20 protein-coding genes are annotated in these 19274 nt (G+C 45.0%); 12 read left to right on the forward strand and 8 right to left on the reverse strand.

From position 1 onward, the window contains the following. Nucleotides 1–26 precede the first annotated feature (26 nt). The 3 genes from M1E03_RS20260 to M1E03_RS20270 are packed head-to-tail and all read right to left on the reverse strand — an operon-like array spanning nt 27 to nt 2904. Nucleotides 27–1082 carry an iron-containing alcohol dehydrogenase family protein gene (locus M1E03_RS20260; protein ID WP_023857739.1) on the reverse strand — a complete coding sequence of 352 codons (1056 nt, stop codon included), beginning with the start codon at nt 1080–1082 and terminating at the stop codon, nt 27–29. A gap of 17 nt (nt 1083–1099) precedes the next feature. Next, nucleotides 1100–2215, reverse strand: a complete 1116-nt coding sequence (locus M1E03_RS20265; protein ID WP_023857738.1) for a saccharopine dehydrogenase family protein — start codon at nt 2213–2215, stop codon at nt 1100–1102. Beyond that, the gene (locus M1E03_RS20270) at nt 2212–2904 is read right to left on the reverse strand and encodes a class I SAM-dependent methyltransferase (RefSeq protein ID WP_049937907.1); all 693 of its coding nucleotides are present in this window, start codon (nt 2902–2904) and stop codon (nt 2212–2214) included. Before M1E03_RS20270 ends, M1E03_RS20265 begins: the two co-directional genes overlap by 4 nt. A 111-nt stretch (nt 2905–3015) precedes the next feature. On the opposite strand from M1E03_RS20270, the gene M1E03_RS20275 reads away from it, so the two are divergent. Beyond that, nucleotides 3016–4062 (forward strand): helix-turn-helix transcriptional regulator, encoded by a 1047-nt coding sequence (locus M1E03_RS20275; protein ID WP_234026553.1) that lies wholly within the window; start codon nt 3016–3018, stop codon nt 4060–4062. A gap of 122 nt (nt 4063–4184) precedes the next feature. On the opposite strand, the gene M1E03_RS20280 is transcribed toward M1E03_RS20275, so the two are convergent. After that, complete coding sequence (locus M1E03_RS20280) at nt 4185–4652, reverse strand: helix-turn-helix domain-containing protein (RefSeq protein ID WP_020449967.1); 468 nt, start codon at nt 4650–4652, stop codon at nt 4185–4187. Between the two features lie 250 nt (nt 4653–4902). Here M1E03_RS20280 and M1E03_RS20285 point away from each other — a divergent pair, with 250 nt between their 5' ends. From M1E03_RS20285 to M1E03_RS20315, 7 genes are all read left to right on the forward strand, one after another. Then, the gene (locus M1E03_RS20285; RefSeq protein ID WP_023857734.1) at nt 4903–5739 is read left to right on the forward strand and encodes an AraC family ligand binding domain-containing protein; all 837 of its coding nucleotides are present in this window, start codon (nt 4903–4905) and stop codon (nt 5737–5739) included. After that, a complete protein-coding gene (locus M1E03_RS20290) occupies nt 5736–6644 on the forward strand; it encodes a DMT family transporter (RefSeq protein WP_020449965.1) in 909 nt (302 codons plus the stop codon). The genes M1E03_RS20285 and M1E03_RS20290 overlap by 4 nt, the downstream gene beginning before the upstream one ends. Then, nucleotides 6641–7060 carry a DUF2000 domain-containing protein gene (locus tag M1E03_RS20295; RefSeq protein WP_023857733.1) on the forward strand — a complete coding sequence of 140 codons (420 nt, stop codon included), beginning with the start codon at nt 6641–6643 and terminating at the stop codon, nt 7058–7060. The genes M1E03_RS20290 and M1E03_RS20295 overlap by 4 nt, the downstream gene beginning before the upstream one ends. Before the next feature lie 117 nt (nt 7061–7177). Beyond that, the gene (locus tag M1E03_RS20300; RefSeq protein WP_458110585.1) at nt 7178–9376 is read left to right on the forward strand and encodes a glycoside hydrolase domain-containing protein; all 2199 of its coding nucleotides are present in this window, start codon (nt 7178–7180) and stop codon (nt 9374–9376) included. 98 nt (nt 9377–9474) lie between these two features. After that, on the forward strand, nt 9475–9942 hold the full coding sequence (locus M1E03_RS20305) for a hypothetical protein (RefSeq protein WP_023857731.1): 468 nt from the start codon (nt 9475–9477) through the stop codon (nt 9940–9942). A gap of 36 nt (nt 9943–9978) precedes the next feature. Further along, on the forward strand, nt 9979–10425 hold the full coding sequence (locus M1E03_RS20310; RefSeq protein WP_023857730.1) for a hypothetical protein: 447 nt from the start codon (nt 9979–9981) through the stop codon (nt 10423–10425). 63 nt (nt 10426–10488) lie between these two features. Beyond that, nucleotides 10489–10953, forward strand: coding sequence for a hypothetical protein (locus M1E03_RS20315; RefSeq protein ID WP_023857729.1), 465 nt, complete (start codon nt 10489–10491; stop codon nt 10951–10953). Between the two features lie 31 nt (nt 10954–10984). Here the strand turns inward: M1E03_RS20315 and M1E03_RS20320 are convergent, their stop codons facing one another. Further along, nucleotides 10985–11245, reverse strand: a complete 261-nt coding sequence (locus M1E03_RS20320; RefSeq protein ID WP_020449960.1) for a YiaA/YiaB family inner membrane protein — start codon at nt 11243–11245, stop codon at nt 10985–10987. Nucleotides 11246–11394: 149 nt separating this feature from the next. Continuing rightward, nucleotides 11395–13029, reverse strand: coding sequence for a Na/Pi cotransporter family protein (locus M1E03_RS20325; protein WP_023857728.1), 1635 nt, complete (start codon nt 13027–13029; stop codon nt 11395–11397). Between the two features lie 240 nt (nt 13030–13269). Between M1E03_RS20325 and M1E03_RS20330 the strand changes: the two genes are divergently transcribed. After that, on the forward strand, nt 13270–13776 hold the full coding sequence (locus tag M1E03_RS20330; RefSeq protein ID WP_023857727.1) for a DUF1648 domain-containing protein: 507 nt from the start codon (nt 13270–13272) through the stop codon (nt 13774–13776). A gap of 481 nt (nt 13777–14257) precedes the next feature. On the opposite strand, the gene M1E03_RS20335 is transcribed toward M1E03_RS20330, so the two are convergent. Further along, on the reverse strand, nt 14258–15130 hold the full coding sequence (locus M1E03_RS20335; protein WP_023857726.1) for an SDR family oxidoreductase: 873 nt from the start codon (nt 15128–15130) through the stop codon (nt 14258–14260). 266 nt (nt 15131–15396) lie between these two features. Here M1E03_RS20335 and M1E03_RS20340 point away from each other — a divergent pair, with 266 nt between their 5' ends. After that, nucleotides 15397–16134, forward strand: a complete 738-nt coding sequence (locus M1E03_RS20340) for a sulfite exporter TauE/SafE family protein (protein ID WP_035337405.1) — start codon at nt 15397–15399, stop codon at nt 16132–16134. Nucleotides 16135–16208: 74 nt separating this feature from the next. Continuing rightward, on the forward strand, nt 16209–16874 hold the full coding sequence (locus tag M1E03_RS20345; protein ID WP_039073258.1) for a GntR family transcriptional regulator: 666 nt from the start codon (nt 16209–16211) through the stop codon (nt 16872–16874). Between the two features lie 39 nt (nt 16875–16913). Here the strand turns inward: M1E03_RS20345 and M1E03_RS20350 are convergent, their stop codons facing one another. Beyond that, nucleotides 16914–17531, reverse strand: coding sequence for a nitroreductase family protein (locus tag M1E03_RS20350; protein ID WP_020449953.1), 618 nt, complete (start codon nt 17529–17531; stop codon nt 16914–16916). 290 nt (nt 17532–17821) lie between these two features. Here M1E03_RS20350 and M1E03_RS20355 point away from each other — a divergent pair, with 290 nt between their 5' ends. After that, the gene (locus M1E03_RS20355; RefSeq protein ID WP_035337409.1) at nt 17822–19261 is read left to right on the forward strand and encodes a pyridoxal phosphate-dependent decarboxylase family protein; all 1440 of its coding nucleotides are present in this window, start codon (nt 17822–17824) and stop codon (nt 19259–19261) included. Nucleotides 19262–19274 lie beyond the last annotated feature (13 nt).

Here is a 19274-nt window from a genome sequence, read left to right on the forward strand (position 1 = left end):
TGGCTGACTCGTTTTATTTATCAGGTTTATTCAAGCGACTCTATCGCCGCCATCACATCAGCTTCATGAAAAGATCCCATCAAACATAAAGATTCATCCGGCCGCGCGGCATGAGCGGCAACGGTCCGTTTTGCCTCTTCAACGTTTTCTAAAATGCCTAAATCGCTAAGTCTTTTCGGAAAACCGAGCCCTTCATAAAAGGGAATCAGTTCGGCAATTTCATCTGTCCGTCCTTCTAAAGCAAGCTGCACGAGTATCCCGTAGGCTACCTTTTGGCCATGCAGCACACGATGGGTTTCGGGGATGAACGTTAAGCCGTTGTGAATGGCATGGGCTCCGGCCATTCTGCCATAGCGTCCCGCATATCCGCCTACTGTGCCAGCCAGCGCGATAACCGCTTCGAGGACATGTGCGAAAGATGAGGAGGTTTCGCCTTTTTCAAGACTTTCTATGGCTTTCAGACTTTCTGTCAACAAAATATCCCGAATATAGACAGACTGTCTCAGCCCTGTCTGAACCATGATGGAAAGCGAATCGGCCGTATTTCTGATGATCGCTTCGGCCTCATACCATTTCGCAAGCGTATCACCGATTCCGCTTTTCACATAAGCGACCGGCGAAGAAAGGAGAAGCAGCGGATCGACCAGCGTCAAATAGCTTGAGCGCTTATGGTATTGGACGCCCGAAAAGTTGCCGTCATCATCATAGATCACGCTTAACGGCGTGCTTGCCGCGCATGTTCCCGGGATCGTCGGAATCATCATGACTTCAATGTTCAACAAATCGGCGGCTGCCTTCGCCGTATCTAAGACGGTTCCCCCGCCTATCCCGATGATGACATCTGCCGATTCTGCTGCTTCTGCTGCTTTTTTAATCTTATTTAGGGAACTGCAGCCCGTATGCTGAACGACTTTCCAATTGTTTGGAGGCGTCGTATAACTCGTAAAAGCTTTAAACGATTTGACTCCAGTAATGATGACGGGCCGTTCGAATGCATTCGCAAATGACGGCAGTTCTTTCGCGATCCCCTCTCTGCAAACGTACTGGTTCGGACCGCTTCTGACAATATCTTCAGGCTGCATATTTCCCACTCCTTCTATTATTTTCTAATATTTATCATCTCACTTTCTAACAAGATGTCAAACGATATCACAAACCGGTCACCGGTTTCTTTCTGAATTAAGCAAGACTCTCTTCCTTCCCATTCAAGCTCAAACAGCTGTTCCAAATGAAATATTCCGTGTGGAAAGCTTCCGGTATACAAAGCTGACGCGGCTGCAGCGGCTGTCTGTGCGGTAATGAATGATTCATTTTCGCCGAACAGCGCGATGCCTGTCCCGGCGCTCCGGCCGTTTTTCAATCCTTCAGCATCCACCTTTACCGCGTATTGCGCTGATCCGATGTTGAGCGCCCCCAGCATACGGACCGCCAGATTTCGAATTCCCTTATTGTTTAAGAGCTTGACTGCGCCGATTTTTTGCATGGCCGCAATCAGCACAGTGGCAGGCCTTGGATCAAAGCAAAGCCGGGTAGAAACAGAAGGGACGGCTAATGTGCCTGGCAATGTCACCTGATCGGAAAAAGGAAACCGGTACGCTGTCCGGCGCCCTAATCGCCCGCCGAAGTTTGTCCGCCGGCCGTCTGTAAAACTGCTGACTTCCATCAAGCGTCCATTTTCTTTCACATCATACACCGTATTCAGATGGTCAACTGTCCACTCGATCGCCGCTTGTCCGTGGCTGTCACCTAAACCGAGCATAATCGCAATATCAATCCGGCTCGTTTCATCGAGAGCCTGGGCGGCTTTCTGCGCAAGTAAATTGGTAAGCCCCGGAGCCAGGCCGACGCTTAATAATCCAGTGCCGCGGCATGCTTTGTCATTCAGCTGTTCAAGCTGAGCTAAAAATGAACCGTTCGCCGTAATGTCGATATAATCCGTGCCGCTCGCCAGACAAGCCTCTGCCAACTCAGTGTTTTCCTGATCGATGCACACGATCACCAGCTTCGTCGTCTTGAGCCAATCCCAGTCAGCCGGTGCATCTCTGTTGAAACGCATCGGCTTCACTTGGCCGCCCGTTTCCTGACTAAAACGCTCGGCGTGATCCAGGTTTCTTCCGGCAGCATACACACGGCCCGGATATTTTTCTCCGAGACTCCGGCAGATTTGGGCGCCGACATGACCGTACCCGCCGATCACGACAATATGTTTCTTCATTGTTTGCCGCCTCCTTTCACAGCAAACCAGCCGTCGATTACATAAGCGCTGAAAAATCTCGTTACGTTTGTAAAGCCTGCTTTGCCGAGCAGATCCTCCACCTCTGAAGCCGGCACCGGATGAGAGCGGCTGCCGATTGAAGCGGAAAAGCTCTCCCATTCCTGTTCAGAAATCCCGCCTGCCAGCATATGCTCCTTCCAGGCACACATCTGCCACTTGAATGCCTCTGACGTCATGTTGCCTTGAATGGCCGCAATGAAAAACGGAGCGCCATCCGCCAATCTTGAGGCGATCTGCTGCAAAAATTCAAGCTTATGGCGGACAAAGTGAAGCACAAGCATGCATGTCGCAGCATCATATTGAAATCCGCACTCAAGCTGATGTACTTCTCCTTCAATCAGATCGGCTTGAGGCTGAATTCCGGCGAGCTCCAGCCTTTTTCTCGCCAAACCGAGCATGCTGGCAGACGGATCGACTCCTGTATATGACCAATTCGGGTGTCTTTTTGCAAGCGTCACGAGCTCCTGCCCGCCTCCGGCCCCGACGACCATCACATTAGCCGCATCTTCAGAAAGCCGGACCGTCAACAAGCGATCCATCATATCGTAGAGCATTTCATAGCATGGGATTTTTAAAGGGATTTTCTTTTCGTATTGATAGACATCAGGATGATTCCAGTCCATGTTCATGACAAGCCGTTCTCCTTTTAGTAAAATTAATTAAGAATTGTTCTCAATTATAAAGGAGTTTCAACAAACCACCATCCCTTAAACCTGGGATTTTTAAAGAGGAGGACCGACATGAACCGGCCGTTAAAAGACATACTGAACGAACTGCAGCGCACAACCCGTTCTTCGCCCCAATATATCGAAGCCATGCTGTCTGCATTAAAACAGGCGATTCCGTTTGATGCATCATGCTGCACGGCTGTAGACCCCAAGACCTTACTGTCCATCGGAGCCGTCACAGACGATCAAATTGAAGCGATCCATCCGCAATTATTCGAGCTTGAGTACACGCAGGAGGATGTGAATCGATTCGAAGCCTTAATTCAGACACGGCAGACAGCGGCTATATTAAGTGAATCGGTCAAAGGAGACTTCCGGCAAAGCAAACGCTACAGCAACATTCTTGGGCCTGCAGGCTATGAAGATGAATTGCGCGCCGTTCTGCTCAGCAAGGGGGCGTGCCGGGGATACCTTACCCTGTTGAGGAAAAGAGGACAGCCGCTGTTTACAGAAAAGGATAAGAGCTTGCTCGCTTCACTCGCACCGCTTATCGGCCGGCACCTTCAGCAATTCAGACACCACCTGTCAAAAAAAGACGTGTTTCACATGAAACATGTCGGAGGCATTCTGATTTTGTCGGAAGACCTGCAGCCCTTGTCATGCAACCGAGCGGCCCTCCATTGGCTAAATATCTTGCGCGGCTGGGAAAGGATCGGCAGCGATGCCGTGCCGAGACCTGTCCGGGCCGTCTGCACGCGGGCAGCGGCTGAAACTGCCGATCCGGCAAAAACGGTCATCTCGATTCCGGGTCATTCCTGCCTATCCATTAAAGCGAGTCGTTTAGACGGCTTTGGTCCATCAGGCCAGATCGCCGTTTCATTCGAGCCTGCTTCACCGGCAGAAACCATACCGCTGATAGCAGAAGCCTACAGCCTGTCCGACCGGGAAAAAGACATCGTGTACCGGGTCATCCGCGGACTTTCAACAAAAGCCATCGGAGACGAATTGCATATATCGGCTTACACCGTTCAAGACCACTTGAAATCGATTTTTTTGAAGACGGGCGCAGGAAACCGGAGGGAGCTGATGTGGAAGCTGCTTGATGATGTGCTGGAGTGAAAATAAAGCGGGTGGAAAACTGTTCTCAACTCCGATTCCACAGACGAGACACGAAGTGTTTTTCACTATGTCTTATCTTGTAGGAATGAAGACCAGCAAATTCAGAGGACTTAACTTTTTCTTCATTCCACCCCATCCTGTTCATTGAACAGCTCGTCCAAACGCGCCACAGCATCCTGTTTTTCAAAGGTGCTGAACCATAGGTCGTCATACGAATCCAAAATGCGGTAATGGTGAGAAATCAAGTTTTGCTGAAGGCGAAACTCGCCTTTTTTCTCAATGTCCCGCCACCACACTTTTCCGCCGAGCGTCTTCCCTTTTGGTCTGTCGATGCTTCGGTGAGTGACAGTCTCCACCACCTCAAGGGGCTCATCCCCGAGCACGGCCTGCAGCACCTCACTGTTCCGAAAAAGCGCGCATACCGCGACAACATGCGCCCACCCCGCTGCCGACCTGCCCTTTTCAATTTGCACGAGCGTTTTCTTCGACATCCCGAGCACGTTCGCCATTTTCTCCTGCGTATAGCCGCTTTCCGCACGGATTAATCTTAACTTGGATGAAATGAGTTCGGTTATGTATTCTTTATCCATGGAGGAACCTCCGATGTTCTTTTTAGTGTAATATTACACTAAAAGTTACAATGGTTCAATTTTTATGACCCTGTAATTGCTGTCAGTTTAACACTCTCCTTATGATCTTCACCATTGTGATTCCATTCCACGACAGCTTTAAATTGCTCATTCTTTTCACAAAATACGATTTTTTCATTAAGCAACATCATACAAGAAATTTCTCAAAAACATGATAAACTTAAACATCATCACACCAAGGAGGCCCGACATGCGAAATGAAACCCGCACGCTTTTCCTCGACCCTGATCTAAATGTTGAAGCCTACCGCTTTAAAGGCATTATGCAGAAGTTTCCGAATCACTTTCACGAGTACTTTGTGATTGGTTTTATTGAGAAGGGGCAGCGCTATTTGCTTTGCAAAGGAGAAGAATACATCATTAATCAGGGCGACCTCGTGCTTTTCAATCCTTATGACACGCACAGTTGCGAGCAGATTGACGGAAAGGCGCTCGATTATCGCTGCATAAATGTGATGCCTGACGTTATGAGAAAATTTGTGAAGGAGATCACCGGAACCGACAGCCTCCCATATTTCACGGAAAATGTCTTGTTCCGTCATGAGCTGAACGCCAGCTTGAAGGAGCTTCACATTCAAATATTGCAGAAAGAAAAAGCCTTGAAAAAAGAGGAGCTTTTTCTCAACCTCCTCGAGGAGTTGATTCGGACGTATTCTGATGTTGCGTTTCTCGAAAATGCGCCTGAACCGTCCGACGAAGTCAAAGCGGTGTGCGGTTATTTGGAATCCCATTACCAGGAAAACATTACGCTTGAACATTTAAGCAAGCTGGCAGGCTGGAGCAAGTATCACCTCCTGCGGTCGTTTACGAAGCAGAAAGGAATTTCCCCCTACAGCTACTTGGAAACCGTCCGTATCAATCATGCGAAAAAGCTGTTGGAAGAAGGCGTAAAACCAATCGATGCCGCTTTCCAAACAGGCTTCAGCGATCAGAGCCATATGACGAAATTTTTCAAGCGGCAGGTCGGGCTGACGCCGAAACAATATATGAAAATCTTTGAATATGACAGGCAGGAGATCAAAGGATGAAGACAAGACGCGAAACCGCCGGACACCTCGCAGCTGTTATCACGATCATCATCTGGGGTACCACTTTTGTCTCGACAAAGGTGTTGCTCGAGGATTTTGCGCCCGTAGATATATTGTTTTACCGGTTTCTCATCGGATTGATCGTGCTGATTATGGTGCATCCGCATGTGCTGACATTCCGGAGCTGGAGGCAGGAAGCGCTGTTTGCGGGAGCAGGCTTATGCGGGGTGACGCTTTATTTTCTGTTGGAAAACATCGCGCTTACCCTTACCTACGCCTCAAACGCCGGCATGATCGTCGCGGTTATTCCGATGATCACCGCGGTATTGGCGCATTTTTTCCTTTCGGGCGAAAAGTTGGAGCCCCGATTCTTCATTGGATTCGCCGCTGCTTTTACAGGACTTGCGCTCATTTTCTTTAACGGACAAATGATGCTCAAGCTGAATCCGCTCGGCGACATTCTTGCTGCTGCCTCTGCATTCGTCTGGGCAGCATATGCGATTTTGATGAAAAAAATCAGCACTTTCGGTTATCATACAATCCAATGCACACAGCGGATCTTTCTGTACGGCTTGCTATTCATGGTTCCCGCTCTGTTCCTGTTTGATTTCCGCTTCGACGCAAGCCCTTTCGCCTCCCCCGCCAATTGGCTGAATATCCTGTTCTTAGGTGCGGGCGCATCTGCGCTTTGCTTTGTGACATGGAACTGGTCGGTCGGTGTGCTTGGGGCGGTAAAAACGAGCGCTTATATCTATATGGTACCCGTCATCACCATTGCCGCATCCGTCGTCATTCTGCAAGAAAAACTGACATGGGTTGCTTTTTGCGGAGGAGCGCTCACATTGGCCGGTCTTTATATTTCTGAAACAAAACCAAAACCGCAGCTGAAGGAGGAACAAATTTGATAGAAGAGACAAAATGCGCATTGATCATCGATGAAAGCCTGCCGCTCGGGCTAATTGCCAATACAGCTGCAATCCTGGGGGCTGCACTCGGCAAAAACAACCCCGGCCTGCTCGGAGAAAATGTAACGGACGGCTCGGGAATCGACCATTTGGGTATCGTCAAACTTCCAATCCCCATTTTAAAAGGCAACGCCGAGCTGCTTCATCAATTAAGACAAAAGCTGTTGACCGACGAATTCAACGATATTCTGACTGTCGATTTCACCGATGTCGCGCAAGGCATTCATACATATGAAGAATTTATTGAAACATTTCAAAGCACCGCAGCTTCCGATTACCGCTATTTTGGAATCGGCGTTTGCGGCGATAAGAAAAAAGTCGCGCGGCTGACAGGAAGCTTGGGGCTGTTGAGATAAACAAAATACGGAAATTGACTTCGCTTCATTTAATGAAGGAGTCAATTTCCGTATTTTTTTATGTCATACGTTTGCCACCTAATAGTGAAAGCACAATGAAAGAAAGAGGGATCATAAATGGATGAAATGGTGTTGAAAACGCAGGAATGGCTAAACCAAACCTACAGCGGGAAACACGGTTACAACAAGGTGGAGGAGAACGGAATACCGAATTGGAATACGATTTACGGTCTAACGAGAGCATTGCAGATCGAGCTCGGAATCGCGGAGCCCGCTGATAATTTCGGACCGGCAACAGAGAGTAAGTTTATTCCGCTCAAACGGCAGGCCAAAAATGAAAAACCGACAAACCTCAATTACATTCTACAAGGCGCTTTTTGGGTGAAAGGAAGCGGGTTTAATCCCGGCGGATTAACAGGTCAATTCTTTGAAGGTACAGAGGAAGCCGTGAAAAAATTTCAAAAAGCTGCGGGCCTGGCCAAACAAGATGGTGTTGTCACAGCACAGATCATGAAAGCATTGCTCAACATGAGCGCTTTTACATTGGTTTCAAACGGCGATACGAAAATCCGTCAAATTCAGCAAAATCTAAATCGGGATTACAACAATTATTTCGGACTAATGCCTTGTGACGGTGTTTATTCCCGAGAGACAAATAAGGCGCTCATTTATGCCTTGCAAAAAGAAGAAGGTATGAGTACAAGTGTGGCTAACGGCTTTTTTGGACCAGGTACAACAAGCAAATGCCCGACACTCTCACCCGGAGACTCCCGAACCAAGCTCGTGCAGATTCTTCAGTACGCACTATATTGCAATGGCTATCCTTCTGGTGAATTTGACGGCAAATACGATGCTGAAGTAAAATCTGCCGTCTCACGTTTCCAAAGTTTCATGTGTTTGCCGGTAACAGGAATTGCCAATATGGCAACGATTAAAGCCTTATTGGCAAGCTCCGGCGATACTTCACGTGCTGCTGCGGCATGCGATACTGCCACAATCTTAACGGCGGACACTGCGAAAACTTTACGGACAAACGGATATAAAGTGGTCGGCAGATATTTGACTGGCAATGTGCGGACAAGCAGTGGGCTTAAATCAAAAGCGATGACTCCTGCCGAGCTTTCAATCATTTTTAATGAAGGTTTGAGAGTGTTTCCGATTTACCAAGACGGCGGCTATGAATCCTCGTATTTTGTAGAAAATCAAGGAACAACAGATGCGTATGCCGCTGTCAACGCAGCGCAAGGATTAGGCTTCCCATCCGGCACAACCATTTATTTTGCCGTTGATTTCGACGCGTATGATTATGAAGTAACAAATAAAATCATCCCGTATTTTAACGAAATCAGAGCAGCGTTTGATAAAATGCAAAGCATTCCGAATACCCCTAAATATAAGATCGGTGTATATGGCCCAAGAAACATTTGTATCAGAACAGCAGACGCCGGATTAACGGAATACAGCTTCGTCGCCGACATGTCGACCGGCTTCAGCGGCAACCTCGGGTATACGATGCCGCAAAACTGGGCCTTTGACCAATTCTACGAATATTCAATCGGCACAGGCAGCGGCGCCATCGGCATTGATAAAGACGCTTATTCTGGCAGAGACAAGGGAACAGCTAGTGTCACCCCGTCGTCAGATCCGGTCTATGACGCACGAGTTAGAATGTTGAGAAATGTTTTGGCAAATATCCCGGCACTGAGCAGTATTTCTGAACTATTTACAACAATGTTTATTTTTGATAAAACTGAGACAGTTTACGAGTCTCTATACTTAGATATTACGTTATCTACTTCACTGAGATTTAAAAAGCCAAGTGAAACATCACCGGGCACACTACAAGTTAAATACGGAAAGGTCGGAGCATCCATTACCGAAGTATTAGGAAACTCAAAAACATCATTGAGTTCTTCACAAATTCATTCGTATGATGAGCTTTTAAAGAATATCGGCTTGTCGGTTCGTAACGGATATATCATGGTAAACGTTTCACCTTCTGTTGAATCTTTGGATCTTTCATTAACAATATTCAGCGATGAAATTCCGGTAGTCGATGGTACAAAAACTGAAATGTCGGCTACAATTACCTTTAAAATTAAGAAATTATATGTCTCACCTAACAAACCAGTTGCAGCTCCTGTAGAAGCGTTACCAATCGATTGGGGAGCAATTGGGGTTGCAGTCGGAGGGTTTATGGTAGCTGCTGTGGGTGTAGCAGCTGTTGTCATAGCGGGAATTGCAGCACCTGAAATCGCTATTGGCACGGCAGTGTCCGCTGTGTTATTTGCAATATTTGGTGAAACGACTGATTAATTTGTTTATTTAATGAAAACTGCATAAATACATAATATAATGTATTTATGCAGTTTTTCCAAATCTTTAATATATAAAATATCGTGGAGGTATTCATATTGAACACAGACAAACAAGTATTCATTGAAACGCAGAAAACAGCCAAAACCCTTAAAACTTACCGCGATAAGAGCGACGAAGAGCTATTAGCCTTTCTCGCTAAACAAGATTCACTGACCTTAAATCAGCTGAAAGTCTATTACTCAGATCCTTCATTTGCGCTTCATTATTTCATCAGTGCAGCATTTTTCAGTATAATATTGGCTTCGTTCATAACTGCAATTCTTTCTGGTCAAGCAGATTCGATATTCCCTTTCATTTCCGGCATCTCCATTCTAATATTAGCTGTCATATTTACGGGGTGTTTATTCTGGGTGCTTAAACAGCTTGTCATCCTGAAAAAAAAGCCGATTCAATTCATTACACACTTTTCCAAGAAAGCCGAGTTTGCACGTATCGTAAAAATGATTGATTATGTTTTACAACAAAAATACAAAAAGGCATTAAAAAATATACCGAACCAATAAAATCTCATGTTTTTTATGAATAGGAGTGACAATCCAATGAGAAACGAAAAACAATTATTTCAAAAAGCTGAACATACAGCCAAACTTCTTGAGTCTCACAAAAGTGACGAAGAGCTGCTTACATACCTTGCAAATCAAGAATCTGTTACATTAAATCAGCTAAAAATCTATTACTCAAATCCAAGTTTTACATTAACGTATTTGATTAAAGGGATTTTTTTTAGCAGTATGACTGCTGTCATTATGGCAGCCTTTTTATCTGGTCAGATCTCCTCCCTCAACCATGGTCTTTCAAGGCTATTTTCATTCTTCTTCATGTTCTATCTGATCTTCTCTTTTCTTTGGATCGTCAAGATGCTGATCTCCTCACGAAAAGGACCGATGCAAACAATCCTGCACTTCCAAAAAAGAGCGGAATATTCCAGAATCACGGGTATGATTGATTTTATTTTAGATGAACGTTTTAAAAAAGAATTTGATTAAAAAGCAGAGAAACATTACCTCTGCTTTGGTTGGTCTATTAAACAAAAAAGAAGGACAAAAGACATGCAAACAGACAAACAATTATTCGAAGAAACAAAACAAAAAGCTGAAGCTATATTGTCATCGAAAGCTGAAAACGATGAAGAGCTGATGGCATACCTCGAAAAACAAGATTTATCCACGTTAAACCGGCTGAAAGTTTATTTTTCAGGTCCTACGCTAAAAATCAGCCACGTGATCAAAGCTTCGCTCGCCAGTTCCATATTCGCCTCCATTGTAACTACTGTATGTTCGGGTCAAGCCAATTCCATTTTACCCGACGTTTCAAAAGGTTATTTTCCGGCTTTGTTATCGATATTACTTATCATGAGCTCCATCTGGGTGTTCGGCACGATCACTAAATCGCAAAGAAACAAAGACCAAAACTTTTTACACTTTAGAAAAAAATCAGACCATGCAAAAATCATCGGGATGATGAATGTCATTCTGGAAAATAAATATAAGGATATGTTAACCACAAAAAAATAAAGAAGGCATCCTCTGATGCCTTCCTCCACAATCACTCACCACTAGACAAATTCTGTCTTCTCTCCTGCTCCGCGATGATTTCATTGTCCTCAGCGTTGTCTCTCGTCACTTTCTGCGTCAAAATCGCGCCGACCGCCACTAAAATCATCACAGCTATGTAATAGCCTTTTTCATTGAGCTGCAGGTTGTCCGCATTGTAAAGGCCGATACCGAACAAAAAGACCCCCGCAAAAAATGTGAAATATGACATAACCGTAAAGGCCGTTGTGTTTCTTCTTCTGTGTTTCTGCATCTTAATACCTCCTAAAGAATAAAACTATTATACTTTATTTAGGTCAACAGAAGAAGAATGTTCTTCCTTCCCACACATAATTTAGTATATATGTCACACAGTGATAAAAAAGGCCTACAAAATAAAAAACCGGGAATGACTCCCGGTTTTTAATGCTTTTCTTCGCCTAAAACAGCTTCTGCAATATTGACGGCATGGTCGCCGATCCTTTCCAGATTGCTGGTGATATCGACGAAGATCACGCCTGCTTGTCCGCTGCATAATCCGTCGTTTAAGCGAAGAATGTGCTTTTTGCGAAGCTTGCGTTCCATTTTATCGATTTGATTTTCTTTTTCGACTACACGTCTTGCGGCATCTTCGTTATTTTCTCCAAGAGCTGTGATAGACTCCTTAACAGTGGAAATGGTCAGATCAAGCATTTCTGTTAAGTCCGCCATTGCCGCTTCGGAAATTTTCACCCTGTTGGATTGCTGGTACTCGCCAAGCTCAACCAAGTTTTCAAAGTGATCGCCGATTCTTTCAATGTCTCTGACTGTGTCCATTAACATATGATGTTCTTCAGATTCTTGTTCAGAAAGAGTGGTCGCTGACAGTTCGATCAAATAATCAGTAATCTTTCTGTCCAAATTGTTGATCGCATCTTCTATTTGAAAAGCGCTTTGCGCATGTTTTGCCTGTTTTGTATTAAAAAACTCTTTTGTTTCCTCAAGTCCCTTTACCGCAAATTCACCCATGCGCAATACTTCTTCTTTTACCTGACCCAGCGCAATTGAAGGAGACTGCTGAATGAACAGCGGATCCAGATGTGTTGCTTTATAGTCCACAACCGAATCTTTGCCCGGAATCAGCTTCGTAACGATCAAAGCCAATATGCCGACAAACGGAAGCTGAATCAGCGTATTCGACGTATTAAAGATCCCGTGGGCAAACGCAATCACCATCTTAGGGTCCAGCCCTAAAGAGGATTGAAGCGTTAAAATCAAAGCTGTGAACGGCTTCAGCAAGATCAGGAAGATAACTGTCCCAATCAGGTTGAATAATACGTGAACGGCCGCGGCCCGTTTGGCTGCAACGGAGGCGCCAAGAGATGCCAGTACGGCGGTAATCGTCGTACCGATATTGTCTCCAAATAATACAGGCAGAGCGCCGTTGAGATCTATTAATGAATCGGCAAACAGCCCTTGCAGGATCCCGATCGTTGCACTTGAGCTTTGGACGAGAACGGTGAAAAGGGTGCCGACAATCACACCGAGAACTGGATTCGCACTCATGCTGACTGTTAAATCATGAAAAGCTTCAACCGTCCGAAGCGGCTTCATCCCGCTGCTCATTAACTCCAAGCCATAGAAAAGTGCACCAAATCCAAACAGAATTTGTCCGATGTTCTGGAGCTTTTTGTTTTTAAAGAAAAACAGCAAAAATGAACCAATGGCGATGATCGGAAGCGCATATGCCCCAACGTCAAAGCCGATAATAAAGGCTGTGGCCGTCGTTCCGATGTTCGCACCCATAATGACGCCGATCGCCTGGCGGAGGGTCATAAAGCCGGCGCTGACAAGACCGACAGTAATAACGGTGGTGCCGGAACTGCTTTGAATTAAAACCGTGACAATCATACCTGCCAAAACACCCATCAGAGGGTTGCTTGTAAAACGATCTAAAATGTCTCTCAGCTTATCTCCGGCTGATTTTTGGAGTCCTTCTCCCATAAACTTAATACCGAGAAGAAAAATCCCGAGACCTCCAATGAATTCAAAAAGCAATTTCTGCACATCTATTTCCAAAGTCGTTGCCCCCCTAATTCGACATAAATCTACAAACCAAACACTATGATTATGATGGAGATTAAAGCCTATGTAAACGATTCAAATCGAAAATTTACAATAACTTAACATTGCCGGCTGATGATTTACATTCCCTTAACATTGCCTGTACTGATCGCAAATATACCCTATTCCAACAGGCAAAAATCCCGAACTTTTTCATGGGTTAAACCGTATTTAAAACTAAAGGAGAGATCACATATGCCAAACAGAGCTAACGGTACTCACATTAAAATTAAAAAGACAAAAGGGGAACGGGTTTGGAACGCATTTGGCTATTTCTTTTACCTGGGATCAATTATCTTTTTGGCCGCTGTCTGGGGAGCACTCCCCGAAAAAGTGCCTGCACATTACAACGCACTCGGTGAAGTCGATCGCTGGGGATCAAAATGGGAGCTTTTGATATTGCCGGGAATCGGATTACTTATCCTTCTGTTCATGCAATTCTTAGAAAAGCACCCTGAGATTCACAACCATCCAAAGCGTCTGAATGAATCAAATGCTGAAGACTTCTACCTGCTCAGCCGAAAGTTGATCAACCGCTTAAAAAATGCATGTTTAATCATTTTTTCTCTCATATTAATGGAATCTGTGTCAATTGCTTTAGATTGGGGAAGCGGATTTGGCGGATGGTTTCTTCCGGTTGCCTTACTCGGCACCGCCATGCTTGTGGCCGTAAGTTTAATACAGCAAAAAAAGATCAAATAACGGTCAAGGTGCATATTTGTAAAGATACAAAATGGTCGTCCCCGACGAATTTTTATTGTTAGTCGAAACGGAGGTATTCGATGTTCGAAGCAATTATTCTATTTATTTTAGGGGTCTCGGTTCTCGCAGCCGGCTTTTTATCTTTAAAAAGGGAGCTGTCAACTGAATCTGTTTCTATATCTTCCACTGATGAAGCTAAATCCGAATTTAAAAAAATGTTAGATGATCACGGCTGGTTTTACCTGACCGGTATCGCCCTTTTCATGCAATTTATATTTCGCGGATTTCACTTTACATTTGAACACTTTTTTTACGCCTTCATCATTAGCTCTGGAATCCAGTCGATTTTTACTTATTTAATAAAAAGAATTTGGGCTATAAGGTATGCGCGGTGATTGTGGTGAGTTTTTTAGTTATCTATCTTTAAAAAAAGAATGATGAACACTGGAATCTTGTTCATCACTCTTTCGAATGCCGTTAATTATTTCGCTTCTGAGATTTTTGCAACAATTTGAGCCAATCCTTCTTTAATTGGAGTGAGCGGACGGCCGAGCACTTTTTCAAAATCATCGCTTTCGACTTCAAGTGTGCCTTCACGAATGCCTTTTTGGATTTCGACAACCATCGGAATCAGAAAATCCGGCACACCCGCATTTTTCATGATATCGCGATAGGCAGCATCGTCAACATGCTGGACGGGTACTTCTTTGCCCAATACTTCTCCAAGGGCTGAAGCGATTTCTTCCTGAGTTAATAGTTTGCCTGAAAGTTCGTAGACGGTGTTTTCATGGCCTTCGCCGGACAGAACCGCCGCCGCTGCATCCGCGTAATCCTGCTGCAGCGCCCAGCCCACCTTGCCGTTCTCTGCTGACGTCACCCAAGGGGCTCCCGCCAAAACACCTTGAATACTCGACATTTCATTTTCCAAGTACCAGTTATTGCGCAAGAAGGAGTATGGAATCCCCGTTTTCAAAATCGCTTCTTCAGTTGCTTTGTGAGTCGGCGCAAGGAAGTTTTTGCTTTCGCGGGCATTCGCAATACTCGTATAAGCGATAAACCGAACTCCCGCGCGTTCTGCGGCGGCTACCGCATTGCCGTGCTGACGGATTCTCGTCTCATTGTCTCCATCGGCAGAGATGATCAGCAGACGGTCAACGCCTTGAAATGCGGATGCCAATGTTTCCGGGCGGTCAAAATCCCCTTGACGCACATCGACTCCTCGCGCCTGCAGCGCTTCCGCTTTTTCCGGATTGCGCACGCTGACCGCCAGCTGATCCGCCGGTACAGTTTCCAGCAGTTTTTTCACAACTTTCGATCCTAATTTTCCAGTTGCTCCTGTTACTAACATTTTCATAATCAAATTCCTCCTAATGTTTTAATGTCGAACTGTAACAAAAAACGTTACACTTGATGTAACTATCATAATTACAAATAGACTGATTGTCAACAGGAATGTCTTTCACTTGGCTAAAAAAATAAAAGTAGACGACATACGCCCTCCTGGCTCTCTTGTCAATATGGAAATAATAGAGTAAGATGTTATCATTGATTTTGGTCGACCAGATACCGTCGACCCTCAGATGATGCGAAATCAGTTATTCATAAAGGGGAAGAAGCAACATGTTGATTGTGTTGGTTATGTTTTTATTAGGTCTTGTGCTTGGCTTTGTCGGGGCCGGCGGAGCCGGATTCGTCATCGCACTGTTAACGATGATGTTTCACATTCCGATTCATACAGCATTGGGAACATCTCTGGCCGGTATGGCTTTTACGAGCTTATCAGGAACGTACAGCCACTTTCGCGAAGGAAATATCAAGCTGAAAATCGGCTTAACCGTCGGCTGTTTTGCTGCAATAGGATCCTTTGCAGGAGCTAAGCTGACTTCTCTGATACCTTCAAGTTCATTGCACTATATGACCGCAGGAATGTTATTCTTATCGGCCATTCTGATTTTAATCAGATTATTCTTTTTGCAAGAAAAAGAAGCTGACCAGGGAACGAACCTTGCCTTTTGGATCAAGGCCAGTTTATTGGGAATCGTAGCCGGCATCCTGTCCGGAACGTTCGGAATCGGCTCGGCGCCTTTTATTCAAATCGGGTTGATGATGATGCTGAATCTGTCTATTCGCCATTCCGTAGGAACGACGATGCTCGTCATTATTCCGCTCTCGTTAGGCGGTGGGGCGGGCTATATTTCAGAAGGCTTCGTCGATTATGTTCTGTTGGTCAAAATCTTGATCGGTACGATGTGCGGCGCATATGTCGGAGCTAAATTCACCAATGTCCTGCCGAAAGTCGTCTTGAAATCGGGTTTATTTTTAACTCCCGCCGTTTCAGGGTTCATTCTCTTATTTTAATTAACTTGGAATGGCTATAGCGGGAGATCACGAAGGAACCTGTGGTAAAATACGAAATGAAAACGAATACGAGGATGAGAAGCGTGATTGAAAAACCAAAACCGTTTTATGAACAATCCTACCATGCGATTAAGCGAATGATATTTGAAGGGAAATTAAAGCCCGGTGAACGAATCGCCGAAGCGAAGTTAGCTAAGGAGCTCGGCGTCAGCAAAAGCCCTTTAAGAGAAGCGATCAGAGTTCTGGAAAAAGAGGGGCTCATCGTCATCGACTCAAGAGTGAAGGTCTATCAGCCGACAATCAAGGACGTTGAAGAAATCTATTTTTGCAGAACGGCGCTTGAATCATTCGCTGCGGGATTGACGGCAAGAATTGCAACGGCAGAGGAACTGAAAACGATTGAAGACGTTTTGCAAAAAACGGAGGAAGCCATCCTTCAATCCAAGGATCAAAACACAATTATCCAATTAAATGATACATTTCACGACTTAATTATCCAATATACACGAAACAGTCTATTGCGGAAGCAGCTCAACGATTTGGAAGGATTAATTTATTATTTCCGCATTTTGAATTTTGAAGGAGAAAAACGGGCTGAAGCCATTTTGGAGCAGCATCGGGAAATTTTCCGCCATATGAAACAAAGAGACGACGAGCAGGCATCAAAAGCGATGATTCGCCACCTTAAGCTTGATCTTGACCACTTAGTCGAAGTACTGTCTCACCGCGGGGAAAAATGATAAAGAGGGCTGCCTGTCTTAAGGCGCCCTCTCCTTTTTTTAATAGAAAGAAACAAATTCATTAACCGGCTTGCGATATCCTCTCAAGCGTCGGCTGCTTTCTTTTTCTTTGCCGATCGTAATCATGAGGACGATTTCATGTGTATCCGGGATCTCTAGCAACTCGCGGACCTGATCGCTGTCAAATCCGATCATTGGGCATGTGTCCCACCCCCGGTTTTTGGCGGCAAGCATAAACATCATCGCAGAAAGAGAAGCATTGCGAATCGCTTCTTCCTTCATGAATGGCTCCCCGCGCGTCTCGTAAAATTGGGTATTGTTTTCAACCATTTCCTGCAGCTCAAAGTCCTTAATAATTCCTAAATCCCTCATGCCTTCGTTGATTTTTTCCGTTTGCCGGTAGGCGTAGCGGTCTCCCGTCACTAAAATCACGGCAGAGGCTGAATGCACTTTATATTGGCCGCTCGCAGCTTCCCTGATTTTTTCTTTTAAATCCTTCTCCAATACCACTTTATACTCTGCGTGCTGCAAATTGAACGCTGAAGGCGCTAGCTTGATATCCTCAAAGATAGGCTCCAAATCTTTCACCGTAATTTGAACATCTTCCAGAAAATTATTTGCAGAGTGACGCGTTTCGATAAGCTCGTTAAATTCCATTTTCAAAAAACTCCATTCATCTATCCTTTTGCATCAATATCCTTACTTTTATGATCGGCGATAAGCTACCTATTGTTTAGCGACGCTCACATGAACCAAAGAGAACGCGGCGTGGTGTCGGGCTTCTGTCGATAGACATGCTCAAATGTCTTGTGACCGGCGTCATAGCAGCTTCTGTCACCACATTATTTTTTTCCTTCGAACCTTCTATACTCAGCAATCAACCATGATACGCCAAAATCAAAATGCTATAATTGAGAAAAAATGTGAAAGAAAGCAGCGTGTGAACTATGAAACTATCCTTTTTGCCCAGTAACACTTTTATCGATCCGAACGGACAGAATATTAAGGAAATATCGATTCTTGTTGATCAAATCGTCAAATTTGTCATTGAGCACGCAAGCAACGCCGGAAATCACCGCACTTTGCCTTCTCCGGAATCATCACATTACTGCGATATACCCGAGACCGGAATCGAATTAGAAGAGCTCTTAAAAAAGTTGCAGGCGATTGTAAAAAACTCCATGAATCCTCTAGGCCCAAATTATATGGGGCATATGGATTCCATACCGACTCTAATGTCTTGTCTGGGCGAATTCGTCAGCACTTCAATCAATAACAATATGCTGAGCCTTGAAATGTCGCCTGTCTTTTCGAAGATGGAAGTACAGCTTTTGGGCACCATTGCCCGTATGTTTGGATATGACGACAACTCAGGGGGTGTGATGACAAGCGGCGGAAGCCTCGCGAATCTTCAAGCGCTCGCAGCAGCGCGAAACAATCAATTGAAGGTAAAGGAATCGGGGTTATTCGGTCTTTCCGGACAGCCGGTCATCTTTGCTTCAGACGTCAGCCATACTTCCCTGCATAAAGCAGCGATGCTGTTGGGACTGGGTACCTCCAGCGTAATCCCGGTGAAAAGCAGCAGCGATTCGAAAATGGATCTTGACGATTTAAGAAAGAAAATCAAGCAGGCAAAAAATGAAGGCAAGATTCCTTTTGCAATTGCAGCCACGGCCGGAACGACAGTCACAGGAAGCATCGATCCCATTCGATCGATCGCTGACATCGCAAAGGAAAACGGATTATGGCTGCATGTCGACGCGGCATACGGAGGAGCACTCATTTTTTCAGAAGCTTACCGCGATAAGCTGAACGGAATCGAAATGGCAGATTCCATCACATTCAATCCGCAAAAATGGATGTACATTGCGAAGACTTGTGCAATGGTTTTATTCAAAAATCACGGCGTTTTGGAAACCGATTTTCGCATTTCCGCCCCTTATATGAATGAAACAGCCTTTGCTAACTTGGGCGAAATCAGTGTTCAGGGCACGCGGCATGCGGATATCCTAAAGTTATATTTATCGCTTCAGCACATTGGATTAAAAGGCTACAGGGAGCTGTTGCATGAAAGCCTCGCATTAAAAGACGAGTTTACCAAGCAGGTGAAACAGCGCCATTATCTCGAACTGTCCAGCGAGCCGGATACAAACGTTATCTGCTTTAGAGGCATCCCGCATCACCTTGATGAAGCTCAATGGGATAACTGGAATCTCGAATTGCAGCAGTTTTTGTTGAATGAAGAAAACGTCTTCTTTTCATTGCCTGCATATAGGGGAAACCGCTGGCTCCGTGCCGTTTTGTTAAATCCTTTTATCTCTAATACCCTTATTCAAAGGGTCTTTGAAAAAATTGATCAGTTTTATGATCAGGAGATATCGTGTTAAATGAATAAACAGA

The sequence above is a fragment of the Bacillus sp. PK6-013 genome (genome assembly GCF_054161445.1).